The organism is Scandinavium tedordense, assembly GCF_024764965.1.
Taxonomy (GTDB): domain Bacteria; phylum Pseudomonadota; class Gammaproteobacteria; order Enterobacterales; family Enterobacteriaceae; genus Scandinavium; species Scandinavium tedordense.
This window is the reverse complement of record NZ_JALIGG010000054.1, coordinates 97996-119404: the sequence shown is the minus strand read 5'-3', so window position 1 is coordinate 119404 and position 21409 is coordinate 97996. Positions and strand designations below refer to the sequence as shown.

14 protein-coding genes are annotated in these 21409 nt (G+C 50.3%); 9 read left to right on the top strand and 5 right to left on the bottom strand.

The genetic code is table 11. The features are described 5' to 3' along the window. Positions 1 to 22: 22 nt before the first annotated feature. Positions 23 to 673, bottom strand: a complete 651-nt coding sequence (gene rcsB, locus MUU46_RS09540; protein ID WP_159752791.1) for a response regulator transcription factor RcsB — start codon at positions 671 to 673, stop codon at positions 23 to 25. Positions 674 to 689: 16 nt separating this feature from the next. Further along, positions 690 to 3365: a phosphotransferase RcsD gene (gene rcsD, locus MUU46_RS09535; protein ID WP_258965404.1), complete on the bottom strand. Its 2676-nt coding sequence runs from the start codon at positions 3363 to 3365 to the stop codon at positions 690 to 692. An 804-nt stretch (positions 3366 to 4169) separates the two neighbouring features. Here rcsD and MUU46_RS09530 point away from each other — a divergent pair. The 6 genes from MUU46_RS09530 to mgtE all read left to right on the top strand — a co-directional run bounded on the left by MUU46_RS09530 (position 4170) and on the right by mgtE (position 11503). Next, positions 4170 to 5267, top strand: a complete 1098-nt coding sequence (locus MUU46_RS09530) for a porin OmpC (RefSeq protein WP_159752795.1) — start codon at positions 4170 to 4172, stop codon at positions 5265 to 5267. A gap of 102 nt (positions 5268 to 5369) precedes the next feature. Next, positions 5370 to 6425, top strand: coding sequence for an FAD:protein FMN transferase ApbE (gene apbE / locus MUU46_RS09525; RefSeq protein ID WP_258965403.1), 1056 nt, complete (start codon positions 5370 to 5372; stop codon positions 6423 to 6425). A gap of 76 nt (positions 6426 to 6501) precedes the next feature. Then, complete coding sequence (gene ada, locus MUU46_RS09520; protein WP_258965402.1) at positions 6502 to 7563, top strand: bifunctional DNA-binding transcriptional regulator/O6-methylguanine-DNA methyltransferase Ada; 1062 nt, start codon at positions 6502 to 6504, stop codon at positions 7561 to 7563. A 2-nt stretch (positions 7564 to 7565) separates the two neighbouring features. Continuing rightward, positions 7566 to 8204 carry a DNA oxidative demethylase AlkB gene (gene alkB / locus MUU46_RS09515; RefSeq protein WP_258965401.1) on the top strand — a complete coding sequence of 213 codons (639 nt, stop codon included), beginning with the start codon at positions 7566 to 7568 and terminating at the stop codon, positions 8202 to 8204. 86 nt (positions 8205 to 8290) lie between these two features. Further along, positions 8291 to 9934, top strand: a complete 1644-nt coding sequence (locus MUU46_RS09510; RefSeq protein ID WP_258965400.1) for a multidrug ABC transporter permease/ATP-binding protein — start codon at positions 8291 to 8293, stop codon at positions 9932 to 9934. A gap of 132 nt (positions 9935 to 10066) precedes the next feature. Further along, complete coding sequence (gene mgtE, locus MUU46_RS09505; RefSeq protein WP_159752805.1) at positions 10067 to 11503, top strand: magnesium transporter; 1437 nt, start codon at positions 10067 to 10069, stop codon at positions 11501 to 11503. Here the strand turns inward: mgtE and MUU46_RS09500 are convergent. Beyond that, a complete protein-coding gene (locus tag MUU46_RS09500) occupies positions 11466 to 12713 on the bottom strand; it encodes a SulP family inorganic anion transporter (RefSeq protein ID WP_258965399.1) in 1248 nt (415 codons plus the stop codon). The two genes, mgtE and MUU46_RS09500, sit on opposite strands and share 38 nt — an antisense overlap. Positions 12714 to 12988: 275 nt before the next feature. Between MUU46_RS09500 and mqo the strand changes: the two genes are divergently transcribed. After that, a complete protein-coding gene (mqo, locus tag MUU46_RS09495) occupies positions 12989 to 14641 on the top strand; it encodes a malate dehydrogenase (quinone) (protein ID WP_159752809.1) in 1653 nt (550 codons plus the stop codon). A gap of 40 nt (positions 14642 to 14681) precedes the next feature. On the opposite strand, the gene eco is transcribed toward mqo, so the two are convergent. Together eco and MUU46_RS09485 are read right to left on the bottom strand one after the other, a co-directional pair. After that, positions 14682 to 15173 carry a serine protease inhibitor ecotin gene (gene eco / locus MUU46_RS09490; protein ID WP_159752811.1) on the bottom strand — a complete coding sequence of 164 codons (492 nt, stop codon included), beginning with the start codon at positions 15171 to 15173 and terminating at the stop codon, positions 14682 to 14684. Positions 15174 to 15298: 125 nt separating this feature from the next. After that, positions 15299 to 15397, bottom strand: coding sequence for a YoaK family small membrane protein (locus tag MUU46_RS09485; protein WP_146220051.1), 99 nt, complete (start codon positions 15395 to 15397; stop codon positions 15299 to 15301). Between the two features lie 981 nt (positions 15398 to 16378). Here MUU46_RS09485 and MUU46_RS09480 point away from each other — a divergent pair. Together MUU46_RS09480 and MUU46_RS09475 are read left to right on the top strand one after the other, a co-directional pair. Continuing rightward, positions 16379 to 18856, top strand: a complete 2478-nt coding sequence (locus MUU46_RS09480; RefSeq protein WP_258965398.1) for a bifunctional diguanylate cyclase/phosphodiesterase — start codon at positions 16379 to 16381, stop codon at positions 18854 to 18856. Then, on the top strand, positions 18856 to 21399 hold the full coding sequence (locus MUU46_RS09475; RefSeq protein WP_258965397.1) for an EAL domain-containing protein: 2544 nt from the start codon (positions 18856 to 18858) through the stop codon (positions 21397 to 21399). The genes MUU46_RS09480 and MUU46_RS09475 overlap by 1 nt, the downstream gene beginning before the upstream one ends. Positions 21400 to 21409 lie beyond the last annotated feature (10 nt).

Below are 21409 nucleotides of genomic sequence, written 5' to 3'. Positions count from 1 at the left end.
CGGCGGGCCGGGGGAAAGTCGTTTAGTCTTTGTCAGCCGAGCTCAGCGTGACGGACGACAGATAGTTCAGCAGGGCGATATCGTTTTCCACGCCCAGTTTCATCATCGCCGACTTCTTCTGGCTACTGATGGTTTTGATGCTGCGGTTCAATTTCTTAGCAATTTCGGTAACCAGGAAACCTTCTGCGAACAGACGCAGCACTTCACTTTCTTTCGGTGACAGACGTTTGTCGCCGTAACCGCCCGCGCTGATTTTTTCCAGCAGACGAGCAACGCTTTCCGGGGTAAATTTCTTCCCTTTCTGCAGCGCCGCGAGGGCTTTCGGCAGATCGGTTGGTGCACCCTGTTTCAGGACAATCCCTTCAATATCCAGATCCAGAACGGCACTCAGAATGGCCGGGTTATTGTTCATGGTCAGAACAATGATCGAAATAGCCGGAAAATGACGTTTGATGTATTTAATAAGCGTAATGCCATCACCGTATTTGTCTCCAGGCATGGAGAGATCGGTAATCAGCACATGGGCGTCAAGTTTTGGCAGATTATTGATAAGTGCAGTGGAGTCTTCAAATTCGCCGACGACATTCACCCACTCGATTTGCTCAAGTGATTTGCGAATACCGAACAGTACAATCGGGTGATCATCGGCAATAATAACGTTCATATTGTTCATGTATTAGGCTACCTTGCTACATCAAGCTTTTGACGTAGGCGTCAATGTCGCTGATATATTTTTCTGTGCCGGGTGCATCCTTCTCACGAATGAGATGCTCCAGCGTTTCACATAACTGCTTGCCGGGTACCAGATTGAGCATGGCAAACACCCCTTTCAGGCGGTGAGCTGTCTGTGCCAGCGCAGCAAAGTCAGTTGTCGCTGACTCAGTATACAACCTCTTAACATCTTCCGGTACCGTATCAACAAACAGCGCATAATAACCGCTGGCATGGAGCTCGGCGTTTTCATTTACACCCGCAGGTGTTCCCAGCAACTCTCCCTGCGCCAGTTGTTCTTCTATAAGTTGTAGCACTGCTTCCTGCATGGCATTACTGATATTGAAGTTGACCCGTAGCTGACCTGGACCAATCTTACGAATACCGGCCTCATCATCGCTCAAAAGCAAGCCAGGCGCAGTAAGATTAGACGGATTATCAGTTAAAAACAGATCATATTCTTGACTTGTCAGGCGCTCATCCGGGGAAATGCAGCTCGCACCCCAGTTTTCCATCAGCCGAACGACCACGCTTCGCACTTCGTTGGACGTAATATCAATCATTGCAATTACGTCATCGAGTAGCTTCTCTTGCGATTCGGTTTCTTCTTCACGCGGCGCCATTTTGACGTGCAGAGAGTAACGCGTGCCCAGCGATTCCCTGGCTTTAATATTCAGATGGCCGCCAAGTTTACGCGCCAGCTGATCGCACAGCCAGAAGGTGAGGGCGTTGGCTTTACCGAATCGATCTTCCTGAGTGTCGTTCAGGAACGGGAAGTGAAGATTGTCGATTTCACTGTTCGAGACGCCGTTGCCGGTATCAAGAATACGGAAGGTGAGTCTGTCTTCGGCTGACTCATCTTTTCCGACTTCGAGTGTTACCTTGCCGATTTGTGTGGTGGTGACCGCGTACTGAATAAGCAGCAGCAGGATCCGTTTGAGCGCTTCGCGATCGCCATGACGCTGCTCACTGGCTGCCAGATGGTTGTTGATCAGCAGCTGCAAGCCTTTACGCTTAATCACCGGTAAAACTTCCGGCACCACTTCGTCGATCAAATCCTGAATTGAGAACAGCGCAGATTGTCCTTTCCAGCCTTCACCTTCCAGCATATTCGCCAGTTGGATCTCATCGACCAGACGCACCACCGTATCGGCGTGCTGAGCGAGTTTCTGATTTTCATCACCCTTCAGTGCTGCGGCGTCTTCTGCCAGTGATTTTACCGGCTGCTTCAACGCTTCGCCAATGTTCTGCATAAAGGCGATACGGCCCTGCTGGTTTTTCTCATACAGACGCTGGGCTTGTTTAAGTTTTTTGTTCACCAGCACTTCTTTATCCTGGTCGCGAATAATGAAGATTTGCGTGCGCGGAGCCACCTGGCTGCGGAATTGGCGAATTTCGTACAGTTCGTTATTGATAGTCGCCTGAATGACGCCCTGATGCTGGTCGGCCATGCTGGTGATATTTTGCAGATTCAGGTGCGGCAGCAAGTGATCGGCAATTTTGTTGCTGATAACCGTGCGATTGGACTCCTGGTCATGCACCAGCAGCCCCAGCGGCAGTACCGAGACAATCTCTTCATTAATCGCTTTCAATACCCGCAGTTCATTGTTGGCAGCGCCTGGAGTGGCGCTTTCCGTCTGACGGCGGCCGGAATAATGACGGAAGGTGTTATAGCCAAATAGCGCCAGCGCCAGCAGGGCGATGTTCAACAGCAGCGGCAGCAAAATATTTTGTAAGGTATCGAGCAACAGCGTACCGAACGGCACTTGCCACACCAGACGCATGCCGGTGGCATTGACCGACGAGGCAATCTCAATGCGCGAACTGTTGAAATTGATGCTTACGCTATCAGCGGCATCTTTATCCTGACTGCGCAGGTTTTTCTGCTTAGGATCCGGCTCAAGACGGAAACTGTCCAGCGCCATGCCCGGTGGGATCAGATCGTTAATCGGTAAATCGAAAGCAACGACGGTGGCCAGATGGCCCGGCTGGTTGAATGTCGTACGCAGCGTAAAGTAGTGACCGTTCTGCCAGGCGAGGCGGCGTAGAGCCGAGAAGGTTTCGCGTTCATCCAGCGTATTGGCCTGCTGAAGCATTTCTGCACGGCGTGAATCGACAATGCTGCCAACCGTAGACTCTTTAAAACCGGCGGACAGATCTTTCAGCGGCAGGGTAGATATGAGGATCAGGCTGTTATCCTGGCCGTTGAGGTAGTACATCGACCATGGAACGGTTTCAGCACCCCACAGTGTATCGAGGTAGTTCGACATTTTTTGCGTCATGTCGAGGGTGGCACCGTCGTGGGAGCCGAAAATCAGTGCTTCTGTTTTACGACGCGGTTTCTCGAGGTAATACACGTCCTGCTTCAGGCGGGTTTCCTGAAGGCCATCGGCCCCAGAGGTTGCCGTCGCGGACGCAGCGATGTTGTCATAAATCTGCCAGGTGGCGTAGCGCCATGTATCGATGCGTTTATGGATGGAATGTGTCATATCGACAATCTGGTAGCTTTTATCCTTCAGCCAGGCATTCACCGCACTCTGGGTAATCACGCCCATTGTCACCAAAAGCACGACAATCAGCAGCAGAAAGAAACGGTTAATGCTCCCTGGAATAAGGGAAAACTTGTTGGAGATAGTCGGGTCGGAATGACTCATTCGTGTGTGTAATCCATGATGACTGCACCAAATAAAATGCGTTGCAAGCGGGTCTGCTGCCTTTGGCGAAAACCTGTTGCCGGTTTTCTGCTGGGTTTAGTCACGGCAACTCCAGCAGGCAGTATAAAGGGTAATGCGCCAATTTCCACATTCTCAGGCCGGTTGTTGACTTTGTGAGCAATCTGCACAGTTGTCTCACAGGGATGTACATGGTTACATTTTCTGTACAAATATTTACGCTGAGATCCATGAGAATAGCACTAAATAACAAGAGATTATTTAATCCTTAGTGCCTAAGGGGAATTTTTCCAGTGAGAGTGATTACTTAATAGTCATTATGATTTCGAGGGGGTAGCACACGGCTATTAATTTGCGTAAAGAAAGGTAAAAAAAAACCGGATGCGAAGCACCCGGTAAAAATATGAGTAAACAGACATTCAGAACTGAATGACGGTAATAAATAAAGTTAATGATGATAGCGTTGATTATTTTAGAGATCGTTGAAGAATTTGTTTTGTCATTCAGTGCTATACGTAAAATGATAATTATGAATATGATTTAATTGGTTTTTTTATTAATTTTGATTTTTGGTGCTATATTTTTTGGCTTTTCGTGGCATAAAAAAGTTCCGTGATATTTACATTATGAAACATCTAGTGGGTAATTTGAAACACCTTAAAAGTTCTCGTATCATTTTCTTGTTGGATATTTCTGGATTTTGCAGCACAATGGGTTTGCCGACTGATTAGAGGGTCAATCAGTAAGCAGTGGCATAAAAAAGGCATATAACAGAGGGTTAATAAAATGAAAGTTAAAGTACTGTCCCTCCTGGTACCAGCACTGCTGGTAGCGGGCGCAGCGAATGCGGCTGAAATTTATAACAAAGACGGCAACAAATTAGATCTGTACGGTAAAGTAGACGGCCTGCACTATTTTTCTGACGACAAGGGCGCTGACGGCGACCAGTCTTACATTCGTCTGGGCTTCAAAGGCGAAACTCAGGTTAACGACCAGATCACCGGTTACGGCCAGTGGGAATACAACGTTCAGGCGAACAACACCGAAGGTTCTGCTGACCAGGCATGGACTCGTGTAGGTTTCGCAGGTATTCGTGTTAAAGATGCCGGTTCTTTCGACTACGGTCGTAACTATGGCGTTGTTTACGACGTAACTTCCTGGACTGACGTCCTGCCAGAATTCGGCGGCGACACCTACGGTTCTGACAACTTCATGCAGCAGCGTGGTAACGGCTACGCGACTTACCGTAACACCGATTTCTTCGGCCTGGTTGACGGTCTGAACTTCGCAATTCAGTACCAGGGTAAAAACGGTAGCCCAAGCGGTGAAGGTTCTACTGCCAACGGCCGTACTGCTCTGAAACAGAACGGCGACGGCGTCGGCGGTTCCGTAACTTATGATCTGGGCGAAGGCTTCGGTCTGGGTGCTGCAATGTCCAGCTCCAAACGTACAACTGACCAGAACGATGGTGTTTACCTGGGTGAAGGCGACCGCGCTGAAACTTACACCGGCGGCCTGAAATACGACGCGAACAACGTCTACCTGGCAGCTCAGTATACTCAGACTTACAACGCAACCCGCGCTGGCAGCCTGGGCTGGGCGAACAAAGCTCAGAACTTTGAAATGGTTGCTCAGTACCAGTTCGACTTCGGTCTGCGTCCATCCGTGGCTTACCTGCAGTCCAAAGGTAAAGACATGGAAAATGGTTACGGCGACCAGGATCTGCTGAAATATGTTGATGTTGGCGCGACTTACTACTTCAACAAAAACATGTCCACCTACGTTGATTACAAAATCAACCTGCTGGACGAAAACAACTTCACCCGTAACGCTGGCGTCTCTACCGATGACATCGTAGCTCTGGGTCTGGTTTACCAGTTCTAATCGACTGCTAATCAGTAAAAAGGGTCCTTTTGGACCCTTTTTTTTATCCCTTGTTTAAGTTGATTGGTGTACCCTTGCGCGCAAACATGAGGGGCATTACGTATGGATTTCACTTATTTCCGCGCGGCACTGATGGCCGTCGCTCTCGTTATTTCTGGCTGCGATAACAGCCCACCGACACCTACTGCGCAAAAAGCGCCAGCCACCGTCCTTGAAGGCAAGACGATGGGGACATTCTGGCGGGTCAGCGTCATCAATCTCGACAGTAGCAAAGCAGAAGCCCTACGCCAGAAGGTGCAAAGCCAGCTGGACGCCGACGATCAGCTGCTCTCCACGTGGAAAAACGACTCCGCGCTGATGCGATTCAACCATTCCACCAGTACCGCACCGTGGCCGGTCAACGAAGCGATGGCAGATATCGTCACCGAATCACTGCGTATAGGCGCGAATACCCAGGGCGCCATGGACATTACTGTCGGGCCGCTGGTGAATCTGTGGGGCTTTGGCCCTGATAAACAGCCGGTGAAAACGCCGGATCGGGCGCAAATTGACGCCGCAAAAGTGCGTACCGGTCTGAAACATCTAACGGTCATTAACCACTCCGGCAGCCAGTATTTACAAAAAGATATTCCCGACTTGTATGTTGATCTCTCGACCGTAGGCGAAGGCTACGCCGCCGATCATTTGGCGCGCTTAATGGAACAAGAAGGCATTGCTCGCTACCTGGTATCTGTGGGCGGCGCGCTGTCGAGCCGTGGCATGAATACCGAAGGGCTGCCGTGGCGCGTGGCGATTCAGAAACCGACGGATAAAGAAAATGCGGTGCAGGCAATTGTTGATATCAACGGCCACGGCATCAGCACCTCGGGCAGCTATCGCAACTACTACGAGCTTGACGGCAAACGCATTTCCCATGTAATCGATCCGCAAACGGGTGCACCTATACAGCATAAGCTGGTGTCGGTCACGGTGATTTCACCGACTGCGCTGGAAGCCGACGGCTGGGATACTGGGCTGATGGTGCTCGGTCCGGATAAAGCTAAAGAAGTGGTGCGCGAGCAAGGGCTGGCGGTTTACATGATCATCAAAGACGGCGACGGCTTCAAAACCTGGATGTCTCCTCAGTTCGAAACCTTCCTGGTCAGCGGTAAAAATTAAAAAGCAAGAATGGCGGTTTTTTTAGCTGCCTTCTGCGCCAGACTCAGGCTACCCTGAATAGAGAGCCGGAGACTGTATGAAACGTAATGCTGCTATTAATGATGAGGCCCGCTGGCAGGCGGTCCTCGACAGAGATTTGGCCGCCGATGGTCAGTTTGTTTTTGCGGTACTGACCACTGGGATCTACTGCCGCCCGTCTTGCCGCGCGCGCCACGCCCTACGCCAAAACGTCCATTTCTACCCGAATGTCAGCGCCGCCGAGGCCGCTGGTTTTCGGGCCTGCAAACGCTGCCAGCCTGATAAAGCTGACCCTCAACAACAGCGAATAGATAAAGTCGCCCAGGCGTGTCGATTGCTGGAGCAAGAGCGCACTCTGACGCTCGACGAACTGGCGCGGGAAGTCGCCGTCAGTCCGTATCATTTCCATCGGCTGTTCAAATCCGTGACTGGTATGACGCCCCGCGCCTGGCAGCAGGCCTGGCGGGCGAAGATGTTGCGTGATGCGCTGAAAGAAAGCCCAACCGTCACCGAGGCGGTACTGGCCGCCGGTTTTCCTGGCAGCAGCAGTTTCTATCGTCATGCCGATAACACGCTCGGCATGACGGCGAGCCAGTTTCGTCGCGGCGGCGATGACCTGCGAGTGCGTTACACGCTGCAGCCGTGCCTGCTCGGGCGTTGTCTGGTGGCGGCCAGTACTCGCGGTATTTGCGCCGTTTTGCCCGGAGATAATGATGAAACGCTGATTGCCGAACTTGAGCTGATGTTTCCCCATGCCCAGCGGGAAGAAGCCGACGACGGATTCCGTCAACAGGTCGCGCAGGTCATTGCTTTGTTAGATGGGCAGCGGGCGACGGTTTCGCTGCCGCTGGATATTCGCGGGACGGCGTTTCAGCAGTCGGTCTGGCAAGCGCTGCGTGATATTCCGGCAGGTGAAACCCGCAGCTATCAGCAGGTGGCAGACAGCATCGGCAAGCCGAAGGCGGTGCGCGCCGTGGCGAATGCCTGCGCGGCAAATAAACTGGCGCTGATCGTGCCTTGTCATCGTGTGGTGCGACAGAGCGGGGCGCTGTCTGGTTATCGTTGGGGCGAGGCGCGAAAAGTGGCATTACTGCGGCGCGAAGCCGGACAGGAGAGATAACGATGCTGGACTTGTTCGCCGATACTCCGCCGTGGCAGGAGCCACTCGCGCCAGGGGCGGTCATCTTACGTCGCCGCGCGCTGGCCAATGCTGAACTACTGCTCGACCAGGTCAATCAGGTGGCGACACGGTCTCCCTTCCGGCAAATGGTCACGCCCGGCGGCTACACCATGTCTGTGGCGATGACCAACTGCGGGCACGTCGGCTGGACGACAAATCAGCACGGTTATCTGTATGCCAGCGTCGATCCGCTAACTGGGCAACGTTGGCCCGCCATGCCCGCGGCTTTTTTAGCGCTGGCCCAGGCATGTGCGCAGGAAGCGGGCTATGCCGATTTTCAGCCGGATGCCTGCCTTATCAACCGATATTCCCCGGGGGCTAAGCTCTCGCTGCATCAGGATAAAGATGAAAAGGACCAGCGTGCACCGATTGTTTCTGTCTCGCTGGGCTTGCCGGCGGTATTTCAATTTGGCGGTCTGAAGCGCAACGATCCCTTGCAGCGCGTACTGCTGGAACACGGTGATGTAGTGGTGTGGGGCGGAGAATCGAGGCTGTTTTATCATGGCATTCAGCCGCTTAAAGAGGATGACCATCCGGCAACCGGCGCGTTCCGTTTCAATCTCACTTTCCGTCATACCTGAAACAGCAATAAAAATAAGAATTATTCTTGATGTAGGGCGCGAGCCGTTTAAACTGCTGGCTGTTTTGGTCGTCCGGAATTGTTTTTATGCAGCTTCTTCTTCTGGTCTGGCGGCAGTACCGCTGGCCTTTCATCGCCGTCATGGCGTTGAGCCTGCTGAGCGCCGCGCTCGGTATTGGCCTGATTGCGTTTATTAACCTGCGCCTGATCGAAAGCGTCGATGCGTCGCTGGCGGTGCTTCCGGAATTTCTCGGCCTGCTCGCGCTGTTAATGGTCGTCACGCTCGGTTCGCAGCTGGCGTTGACTGTGCTCGGACACCACTTCGTCTATCGCCTGCGCAGTGAATTCATCAAACGTATTCTCGACACCCAAATTGAGCGGGTCGAAAAGCTGGGAAGCGCAGCGCTGCTCGCCGGGCTGACCAGCGATGTTCGTGCCATTACCATTGCCTTCGTGCGTTTACCGGAACTGGTGCAGGGTATCATTCTAACCTTTGGTTCGGCGGCGTATCTCTTCTTCCTGTCCGGTAAAATGCTGGTGATCACCGCGTTGTGGGTGGCGTTGACCATCTGGGGCGGATTTGTACTGGTGGCGCGAGTGTACAAGCATATGGCGACCCTACGCGAAACGGAAGACAAGCTGTACCACGATTATCAGACCGTGCTGGAAGGGCGCAAAGAGCTGACCCTCAACCGTGAGCGTGCGGAGCACATCTTTAATACCCTGTATATTCCAGACGCCAAAGAGTATCGCCACCACATCATTCGGGCCGATACCTTCCACTTAAGCGCGGTGAACTGGTCGAATATCATGATGCTTGGGGCGATTGGCCTGGTGTTCTGGATGGCGAACAGCCTCGGTTGGGCGGACACCAACGTGGCGGCGACCTATTCACTGACGCTGCTATTCCTGCGCACGCCGCTGCTTTCCGCCGTCGGCGCGCTGCCGACGCTGCTCAGCGCCCAAGTGGCTTTTAAAAAGCTGAATACTTTTTCTCTGGCACCGTATCGCATCGAGTTTCCAAAACCGGAAGCCCATCCGAACTGGCAGACGCTGGAACTGCGTGACGTGGAATTCCATTATCAGGACAACAGCTTTGCTGTCGGGCCGATTAATCTGACGCTGAATCGCGGGGAACTGGTGTTTCTGATTGGCGGCAATGGTAGCGGGAAATCGACGCTGGCGATGCTGCTCACCGGGCTTTATCAACCGATTTCCGGAAAGATCCTGCTCGACGGTCAGCCGCTGGCGGTGGATAAACCGGAAGATTATCGCAAGCTATTCTCGGCGGTGTTTACCGACGTGTGGCTGTTCGATCAGCTGCTCGGCCCGGAGGGGCATCAGGCGAATCAGGCGCTGATCGACAAGTGGCTCGAACAGCTGAAAATGGACCACAAGCTGAAGCTTGAGAACGGTAAAATTCTCGACCTGAAACTATCTAAAGGGCAGAAAAAACGCGTCGCGCTGTTGCTGGCACTGGCCGAAGAACGTGACATCATTTTGCTGGATGAATGGGCCGCCGATCAGGACCCGCATTTCCGCCGCGAGTTTTATCAGGTTTTGCTGCCGCTAATGCAAGAGATGGGTAAAACCGTGTTTGCTATCAGTCATGACGATCACTACTTCATTCACGCCGATCGCCTGCTGGAAATGCGCAATGGCAAACTCAGCGAGCTGATCGGGGAAGAGCGCGATGCCGCTTCCCGGGACGCTGTCGCACGTACTGCCTAATCTTTCACGCCCCTTTTCACGGGGCGTTTGCCTACTTTTCCCGCATCTCAGTCACGAGTTTATTATTTTTTACTTTCACTCGCGCTATGCTTAGAGGCTGGAAAACTGCCCCCGCTCAAGGATTGCCAACCGATGTCCGTGTTTCATAAAAACAGCGCCCGACTGCGTGACCAGGAACGTGCTCGCCTTATCTGGCTGCTGACCACCGATAAAGCCATTACATCCGCGCTGACCAACAAACTGACGCTGGCTGAACAATATGATGAAGGGCAACTGGCAGATGATATTGCCGAAGTGGGCGCGCTGGTGGCGCACCTGCCTGCGCCTGATCTGGCGGATACGCTGGAGGCACTGCCTTCCGATGAACGTCATGCGCTTTGGGGCCTGGTGGAAGACAGCAAACGCGGTAACGTGCTGCTCGAAGCGTCCGAAGGCGTGTATGAAGATCTGATTGAAGGGATGAGCGACAAGGCGTTGCTTGATGCGCTGGAAACCCTCGATATCGATGAAAAAATCTATCTGGTTCAGCACCTTCCGCGCAATCTGACCGGTCGTCTGTTGGCGACGCTTGCACCTGCCGAGCGTGACCGCGTGCGTCAGGTGATGAATTACGCCCACGACAGCGTGGGTGCAATCATGGAGTTCGAGGTGATCACCATTCGCCCGGACGTCACGCTGGGCGCGGTGCAGCGTTACTTGCGCCGGTTGGGAAAAATGCCGGAGAACACCGACAAACTGTTTGTTACCTCGCGTGATAAAACGCTGCTTGGCGAACTGGAGCTGCAAACCATTTTGCTCAATCCGGCGCAGCGCCGGGTTAACGACGTGATGGAAGCGGAGCCCGTCACCTTCCATCCAGAAGAAGATGCCGAAAAAGTCGCGCGTACCTTTGAACGTGATGACTTGCTGAGTGCCGCCGTGATAGATGCCGAAGGCAAACTGCTCGGGCGCCTGACCATCGATGAAATTGTTGACGTGGTATATGAAGAAACCGACAACGATATTCGCCAGATGAGCGGTCTGAGTAACGACCAGGACGTATTCGCCCCGGTCAGCAAAGCGGTGAAAACGCGCTGGGCGTGGCTGGCAGTCAATCTCTGTACCGCGTTTATCGCCTCAAGGGTGATTGATAGCTTCGAACACACCATTTCCCAGCTGGTGGCGCTGGCCTCGCTGATGCCCATCGTGGCGGGGATCGGCGGCAACACCGGCAACCAGACCATTACCATGATCGTTCGTGCGTTGGCGCTCCAGCATATTCAGCCGGGTAACTTTTCGTTCCTGATCCTGCGTGAAATGGGCGTGGCACTGATTAACGGCCTGGTGTGGGGCGGCATAATGGGCGGAGTGACGTGGTGGCTGTATGATGATCCGCAGCTTGGCGGCGTGATGATGTTGGCGATGGTGCTCAACCTGCTGGTGGCGTCGTTGATGGGGGTACTGATCCCGATGATTATGACCAAGTTTGGCCGCGATCCGGCAGTTGGCTCCAGTGTCATGATCACCGCGATCACCGACACTGGCGGCTTTTTTATTTTTCTGGGGCTGGCGACGGTGTTTCTGCTTTAGCCGCGTGATGTCGGCGGATACGCTTCGGAATCAACGCCAGTGCCACAATCCCGGCCAGTACACCAATAGCCAGATTGCCGGTGCTGACGGTCGCCGCGACGGTGACCAGCATCACCAGTGTTACCGACCACGGCGTTTGCTTCAGGGTGGCTGGCTGAATGCTGTGCCAGCTAAAGGTTTTGAACGCCACTATCGCCATGATCCCGGCGAGCACCGCCATGGGGATTTTCGCCATCACGTTGCTCAGCCCGGTTACCAGTAACAGCAATACCAGGCCTGCGACAACGGTAGACAAGCGGCTGCGGCCTTTGCCCATTTCCACGTTTACGATGGTCTGACCGATCATCGCGCACCCGGCAATCCCGCCGAAAAAGCCTGCCATGATATTGGCGATACCCAGCCCGGCGCTTTCACGCGCTTTATTCGACGGCGTGGCGGTTAAGTCATCGACCAGTTTTGCGGTCAGCAGCGATTCCATCAGCCCGACAAAGGCGATGCTCAACGCGCAGGGCCAGATTATCTGTAATGTGTGCAGATTAAACGGCACCAGCAGCTGGGTCAGCCCAGGCAAACCACCTGACATCGAGCCTTCATCGCCGACGGTCGGCAGAATCTGGCCGCTATAGACGGTGTACAGCGTCAGAATAACGATAGCGATCAGCGGCGAAGGTACGCTTTTAATCACTCGTGGCGCCCACAGCACAATCAACAGCGTAGCGGCAAACAGCGTCAGAATCAGCGGTTCTTTGCTCCAAAAATGCGGCACCTGGGCAAAGAAAATAAGAATACCGAGCGCATTTACAAAGCCAGTCATCACCGCCTGCGGGATGAATCGCATCAGCCTCGCCATACCGAACACGCCAAAAGCAATCTGAATCACGCCAGCCATCACCACTGCAGGCAGGATGTACGCCACACCGTGCTGGTGCACCATCGGGCCGATGACCAGCGCCACTGAACCCGCCGCCGCCGTGACCATCGCAGGACGCCCGCCGAGGAACGACATGGCCAGACACAGGACGACCGATGCAATTAGGCTTACTTTCGGATCAACGCCTGCAATCACCGAAAATGAAATCACTTCCGGAATAAGCGCCAGGGCAGTGATCACCCCGGCCAGCGACTCGCGCAGCAGCAGGGGAGGAGAGCGCAAGATTGTAAAGAGCGCATTTTGTTCAGTAGTCGTTGACGATGAAGAGGTATCAGGCATAGAGAAATTAAGGTTATGGATGACCGGTTAACCATAAAGCACGATACGTGCTGTATGTCACAAAACGGGCGATATTACCGCGTTGCATCACATTTCGCCAGTACAAATACTCATCCGTGTGACACATTTATTAAACATTTTTATAACAGTTATCAAAACAGAACTTAAAGATTAAACAATATTTAAATATTTAACCGTCAGTGCTAACGTGGATTTCCCCGAATCGTTTCACCTGCGCTAAAACAAAAAACGCGAGTACAGTAAGGCTCATTACGATGACTAAAAAGATGGCCGTACGCAGCTCACAGGCGGTTGGTTTAGATGCCGAACCTCTGGCAGACCAGACCCACGCCCGTACCGAGCATGAGACGGATGTGTTATTGATTGGCGGTGGCATCATGAGCGCCACGCTGGGAACCTGGCTTCAGGAACTGGAGCCGGATTGGTCCATTACCATGGTTGAACGTATGGAAAGCGTCGCCGAGGAGAGCTCTAACGGCTGGAATAACGCTGGTACCGGCCATGCCGCTCTGATGGAACTGAACTACACGCCGCAAAAAGCGGATGGTACTGTCAGCATCGACAAAGCCATCGAGATTAACGAAGCCTTTCAGATCTCGCGCCAGTTCTGGGCGCACCAAGTGACACGCGGCGTTTTGCAACAGCCGAAGACCTTCATTAATACCGTACCGCACATGAGCTTTGTGTGGGGCGAAGATAACGTTAACTTCCTCCGTGCTCGTTATGCAGCACTTCAGCAGAACTCCCTGTTCCAGGGAATGCGTTATTCCGAAGATACCGATCAGATTAAGAAGTGGGCTCCGCTGGTGATGGAAGGGCGCGACCCGCAGCAGAAGGTTGCCGCGACGCGGACTGAAGTCGGCACCGATGTGAACTACGGTGAAATCACCCGCCAGTTGATTGCCGGCCTGCGCCGTCATGACAATTTCTCGTTGCAGCTCAACACCGTGGTGCGCCGTTTTAAACGCAACGCGGATAATAGCTGGATGGTCACCGTTTCTGATGCCAACAACGCTAAAGTTCGTCGTACCATACGGGCGAAATTTATCTTTATCGGCGCTGGCGGGGCGGCACTCAAACTGCTGCAACAGACCGGCATTCCACAGGCGAAAGAGTACGCGGGCTTCCCGGTCGGTGGCCAGTTCCTGGTGTGCGAAAACCCGGAGGTGGTGAATCATCATCTGGCGAAAGTGTATGGCCAGGCCTCCGTGGGCGCGCCGCCAATGTCGGTTCCGCACATTGACACCCGCATCATCGATGGTAAGCGCGCGGTGCTGTTTGGGCCGTTCGCGACGTTTTCGACCAGGTTCCTGAAAAACGGTTCGCTGTGGGATTTGCTCGGCTCGACCAACAAATCAAACATTATGCCGATGATTAACGTCGGGCTGGATAACTTCAGTCTGGTGAAGTATCTGGTCGGACAGGTGATGCAGAATGATAAAGACCGTCTGGCTGCGCTGCAGGAATACTATCCGTTAGCGAAGAAAAGCGACTGGCGGTTGTGGCAGGCGGGTCAGCGCGTGCAAATCATCAAACGCGACGAGGACAAAGGCGGCGTGTTGCGCCTGGGTACCGAAGTGGTGAGCGACGAGCACGGCACCGTGGCGGCGCTGCTGGGGGCGTCACCTGGCGCATCGACGGCAGCTCCGATCATGCTGCATTTGATGGCGCAGGTATTCAAAGAGAAAGTGAATTCGCCTGCATGGCAGGAAAAACTGCGCTCGGTAGTGCCAACTTACGGCAGCAGCCTGAGCGGGGATCCGCAGGCCATTCAGCAGACGCTAGCGCACACCAGCGAAGTGCTTGGCCTGCGTTATGATGCCGACACGCCGGTTGATCCGGTGCCTCAGGCGCAGTTCACGCCTTCGTTAGTAGAGCTTCAACCGGTGGCGGATATCGCCCTGTAGTAAAAAAGCCCCGAATTACCGGGGCTTTTTTAACGCTGAATTAGCGCTTTTCGGCGTTCTGCACGCTGTCTTCGGCTTTCCAGATGCGGTATTTCACGTCGATGTTTTCAGGCGTGTAAACCACAATCGGCAGCTTACTGTTGTAGCGCACCATCGCGCCGTCACCCAGATACGCGGTCACGAATTTCTGCGTTTTCTTTCCGTCTGGGCAGGCCATCATGGTGGACGCCGGGGAAGTCACTTTATCGAAGACGTAGTAGTTGTAACCCCAGCCTTCCAGCGTTTTGCTTTCCAGTTCACCGCCCAGGCGATGCTGGTTGCAGTCCACTTCCAGCGTTTGACCAATCAGCAGCTCCACTTTGTAGCCGGACTCGTCTTTTTGCTGCGGAAGCGTAATCACCTGGCGCTTCATCCCTTTTTCCGCTTGCGGATAAGGGGCGACTTTTTCAAGCGGCGTATTGGCCGCAAAAGCGCTGGCAGAAACACAAGCCAGAGAGAGCACGGCGGCAGCAAATTTGGATGCGTTTTTCACTGTTAATCCTTTTGATCAGTTAGCAACAAGCAGATCGTACCATCACTATTATTAATGGTAAGTATAATTTACCAAAATTTTAATAATATGTGGTGATATCTACTGAGAGGGATTGCCACTGAAAATCAGGAACCCGGCGTGGCGTAACCACCAATGATAAACCAGGCCAGGAAAGCGACAGCGACGATAAAACACAGGATAGGGAAGGCGATACCGATGCGCATAAAACCTCTTAATGTCCTTAATCAGGATCGAGTTTGCGTTATTCACTAAACGCGGAGGATAACACATTGTTTACAACGGGTGTGTGCCGTGTTTTTTCTGCACCCACTGGGCTAACCGACAAAATGCACGATTCTGGCCCTAATAACACATCGTTATTGCCGTGAAGAGTGCTTACGATTTACTGATGCAAAGTAAATAGGTATCGAAACCAATGAGTAAAGAGTTGTTGCGATATACCATTTTTCATGTAAAAAATAACCGAGCAAACCAAGGGGTAAATATCTATCTGAGATACGTTTTATGGATGAAAATTATCTTCCTATCTGGCCGCGCCAATTAATAGTAAACTTAGTAAGTTTTTGTTCATGAGTATGTTTATTTTACTTGCGTAATTCCAATGTCTATACAGAATATTATAACTCAATTAATCCTACGTCAGTGTTACGGTTGATATGATTGACCCAGTACCCTCTGACCACAACCATTGCTCATTTCCCTAAAAATTGCCGTCAGAAGAGCAGAAATGACAAGTCTCGATGCTCAAAGGGGGTTTAAACAGAAGGCATTAGAAACTCACGCGAGAATAAAAGAAATACAGAGTATTTTGTTTATTATTAAATTATTAGTGATAATCAAGGCACCCTCAAGACCACGCTGCGGGTATAATAAAGAGTAGTAGCGATTTTAGCATGTGATGGTTTAAAAATAAACGACAAAGCACTTCAGGTTAGCACCAGTTACATTGTATCATTGTTTCTTAAAACACCTTTCACTTCGCGATTGGTATCCCAATCCTCTCATTACTGACTTCTGGAATAATCAACTGGAATTTGGTTGGTTTGATACTATTATCTATGATGACAATATCTTCTAAATTTAAACATTTCTCTCTAGCCAGAGTCGTGACGGTATTGTTCATTTCGTCATTGTGTTGTGTTTTTATCATTTTTTCTATGATCGCTTATCAAGATAAAATGAATATGCTAGACACAATCATTCATAATCAGATCGAATCTCATTCGGATGAGCTTAAGAAATCGGTTGAAGAATATATTAATTTACCCCGACAAGCCAATGAATCGATTCTGACTGCAATGCGGCAAAACAGTAATGATAATATTCCAGTGGATGATGTGCGTCATATCCTCGGTCATGTCCTGAACGATGTTTATCAGAGTGACTCCGGTCTTAAAAATGTTCAGTATGGCAGCAGATATGGCGACTTTGTGGGAATCGATCATAATCCAAAAAATAGCAAATTAGAATTTCTCACCCTCAATAATGCGAGCACTCGCCATATGTTAACGTCGTACAGTGGCATGACGGATAAATCTACCGTCACCATGCGCGCTCCTCATTATAATATGAAAGAGCGTCCTTGGTTCAAAAGCGTTAACGAAAGTATCTCGGCATCGTGGACAGCTGTTTTCCTCGATATGGATCTTGTGAGGCAACTGGGTATTGCCTACAGTTCTCCGGCCTTTAACAAAAAAGGTAACTTCGTAGGGGTGGTATCCAGCGAATTATATCTTCCTGATTTGAATCGCAAGCTAATCCAATTAAAACCTTATAAAAAAAGCACGCTTTTGGTTATTGACACTACGGACAAGATTATCGCCTCTTCTGATGAGAAAATGACGCTTATCCAGAAAAGTGATTCATCCTATCTTATGCCTATTGCTAACGCACCGTTAATGGTTAAATCCGTTAACAGTCAACTCAGGAAGGTTGATGATTCTGAAGTGATTAAGGTTAAGGTTGAGGGCGAAGATTATTATGCCAGTTCTTTTCCGGTAACAGATAATACCCATCAATTAAACTGGAAGGTTATGGTTATCATTCCTGCGAGCGAAGCGCTGGGTTCGATGCATTTAAATGAAAAACCGCTTATTATCGCACTGCTTCTGGTCCTTCTCATCAGCATAGCGTTAATCACTTGGGTACTGTCGCATATTACATCACCGTTACGAGATATCGCCAAAAAAACCCGAGAACTTGAGAGCGGGCAATGGCAAGAGAATAATAGCAGATTTCAGTTTGAAGAAATAAAAGAGCTTGAGTCGGGATTCAGGAATCTTTCGCATAAGCTTTCAAACAGTTTCGACCAGTTGCGAAACCAAATTGAAGTGGATCCGGATACCGGGTTGTATACACAACATGGTTTACTCAAAGATCAGCGCATTTATAACAAGCGAAATTTGGTTGCTCTGGTGCAGGTTACCAACACCAAGACCATAATGAATACGCTGGGCTATAAATATGCGGAAGAACAGCTTAATACCTTCATCAAGCGTTTACATGATGTTTTGCCGACCGATATAATTATTTCTCGGGACAATATTGATAAATTTGTCATTGTGTTTCCTGGTATCAACCAGGATAAAGATATTTTTAAATATCAAAAACTTATAAATTCAATTTTTTCATCAACCAAGAAACAGCATGACAATAAAGGTACGCATCTCCTTTTTTCAGGCAATGCCGGAATGGTATTACAGGACGTCACACCCGATAGCATCATTGATATTCTGATGCATGCCTGGCTCGCGCTCCAGTCTTCGCTGAGAAAAGGGAATGCGACAACAGAGCTGTATTGTGAAAACTTACGTGCAAGAGAGTTGATCAATATCCAGCTGCATGAATCCCTGGGTGAAGCGATTGCTCAGGATGAATTCTATCTGGTGCTCCAGCCGATTGTTGGTAAAGATGACGAAGGCACTTGCGTCGCGGGTGAATGCCTTATCCGTTGGAATTCAAAGAAACTGGGTGTTATTCCACCTGATGATTTCATTCCAATCGCGGAAGAGAGTGGATTAATTATTACGTTAGGCCGTTGGATTATTGAAAATGCTTGTCGTGAGCTGGCGGCGCTAATTGAACGAGGTGCACCTCGTCATTTCAGATTACATATTAACATTTCGCCTGTTCAGATTTTACATCAAGGATTTGCCTGGCATTTGCTCGACACTATTAAATTAAATGGATTGAGTAACGAAAATATCAGTATTGAGATAACTGAAAATGTTCTGATGCGTGATATGCGACAGGCCTATCAGGTGCTCAACTATCTTCGTCGGCACGGCATCTCAATTACGCTCGATGATTTCGGGGCGGGATTTTCAAATCTTTCGTATTTGCATAAATTGCCTTTTGACAATATCAAAATCGATAAGAAATTCATGACCGGGCAGACAAAAAGCGACATTAATCTGTCAATTATACATTCTTTGCTAAGCCTGGCGAAAGGATTTAATGTGCCTCTCATTGCCGAGGGTGTAGAAAAAGCTGAAGTTAGTGAACAACTTATTGCGATGGGATGTGACCTGGCTCAAGGGTTCCATTTTGCTTACCCGAATGTATTTTCTTCGTGGCATTGTGAGAACAATCAATTTTATTATCAACATGCAGATGAAAACGCAATGCTTCATGACGTGTTAGCTGAAGTGGAAACAAAATAATGAATAATGTCCAAAAAAAATATCCTGTTTCCTTTGTCAGCACGTTGGTCACTGCCTTAATCGTGTTCTGCATCTTACTGGTGTTGATGATCTGTTATTTGCAAAAAATAACAACGCACTCGCTATTAGCTGAAACCTCGGAGAAGATGCTGCACGAAGAGAGTCTGCATATCAGTCAGCATGTTGAAGAATATCTTAATAGACCCGGGATTGCCGGAGCATTCGTCTCCCATATGGCGATGAGTGAGACAGCGGGAACCTCTCAAGCAATTAACAAAGAATTAAAACATTTGCTTAAGGAAGACTTCCCTGGGGGAGAGTCGATTTTGTGCGTGGGCTACGTCACAGCTGATGGACAATATATTGCCTATCAACGGAAAGAATCCACTAACGATCTTTATATGATTAAAACGGCGGTCGGCCGTGAGAACCAACTGAACTTTTTCGAGAGTGATTCGGACTCCGCGATACCTGTTCATAAAATTGAGAACTATAATCTCTTTTCCCGCCCTTGGTTTAACCAGGCTATGTCGCAGAAAACCCCTTTCTGGACCCCTAAGCATTACACTCGTTTTGGGGCAGACCGTTTAGTCATGAGCTGGCGAGTCCCTGTTTACCAAAATAATCATCATTTCCTCGGGGTCTTCTTTGCTGACATCGATCCTGCGGGACTGAGTCTTTTTTTGAAAAAGCAGTTTCCAGCCGAGCATGGTTTCGCTGTATTGCTCGATGAACGCGGTAATATTATTGCCTCATCGGATAATCAATATCTGATTGCAAAGCAACATACACAGCAGACGGGTTCAGCAGAATTTACTGAGCATTTGCCTTTTCTGAATGTGGCGAGTACGCAACATGATGGCGTAAAGACTGTGCAGGAGGAGGGTGTACAGTATTATGTTGCCACGCATCCTTTTACCGACCCGTCACGGATGCTGAAGTGGTCATTGGTTATTGTGACGCCAGATATCTCAGCTCCTGCTTCGCTGTTCCGCTCTCATATCAGCTGGTTCATTGCCTTTGCGGTGTTTGTATTGGCAGCGTTAGCGATAATGATTGTGCTCATTCGTCGGTTCTTCAATCCCTTTAATCAACTCATGCAGAAAGCCAGGGCGCTGGGTCTGCAACCTTGGCAGCCTTCCAGACAACAACGTATGTATCCGGAAATTGCTGCATTAGAAGCAGAACTCTCCAATGCTTCCATGTTCATTTCTGGTGCCCTTGATGAGCACACCAGCAGATTGGAACAGGACTCGGAGACCGGGTTGTTGACGCGCTCAGGGTTAGTGAATCAGCCCTCGCTGTATCAGGAACGTAACCTGTTATTGATGCTTCGACTGACCAACCTCAACGATATACGCAGCACTTTGGGCCATGCCTATTCGAAGACATACATTCGCAGTTTCGCCCAGCAGCTATTAGCCCTGACGCCTGCGGATACATTGCATTGCCGCTATGCTGAAGATCTCTTTATCTTGATTTTTCCTGGGGTTAACGAAGCTAAGGATCTGGATATCTACTGGGGATTGCTCTCGTCTCTGTTTAATGTGGCGAACAGAAATGACAGCGGTGATGCTGACGAGTGGCACCAGTATGTGTTTGCCGGTCAAGCGGGTGGAAGTCTTGAAACATTAACGGCCGAGAATATTAGCGAGTGTTCGATGAATGCGGCAATGGCCTTGCAGCATAGTCGCCCAGGTGCAAATCGTGAATGCGTCATCTTCACGCCCGATATGCGTGAAAAAGAACTCAATAATGTCACCCTGCATCAGGCTTTACTTAAAGATTTGCAACGCGAGGGGTTTCATCTTGTATTGCAGCCGATTATTAATCTGGACTCCCCGGATACCTTCTCTGAAGGCGAATGCCTGATCCGCTGGCAATCTCCAGTATTGGGTTTTGTACCGCCAGATAAGTTCATTGGCTTGGCGGAACGTACCGGCCTTATCATTCCCCTCGGGCGCTGGATTGTGGAAGAAGCATGCCAACAGCTGGCTGCTTTCATTAAGCGTGGCGCACCCGTTGATTTCAAATTACACATTAATATTTCTGCAGTTCAGTTACAGCAAGCTGATTTTTCCGAACACTTACTGTTATGCATTACCAATAATGGATTGATAAATAAAAATATCTGCCTGGAAATAACAGAAAGCGTGCTGCTGCAGGACACCGATCAGGTAATCGAACACTTGAATTATCTCCGCCGACTTGGACTCTCTTTTGCCATTGATGATTTTGGCAGCGGCTATTCGAGCCTCTCTTATCTGCACTTGCTTCCTTTTGATTGTCTGAAAATCGATCGCGGTTTTGTGAATGGCATTATCAACGATAAAAAGAGTGAGGCGGTTATCTCTTCGGTGATCATGCTTTCGCAACAGTTCAAGGTTCCGTTAGTAGCCGAAGGCGTAGAGACCGCAGAGATGGGACAGAAATTGCAGCAGATGGGATGTGCTAAGGCGCAGGGTTACTACTATGCCCGCCCTCAGGTCTTTTCATTCTGGCAGCCCGATAATGGGCTCATCCGTTTAGTCACTCAGCCTTGATAATTCAAAC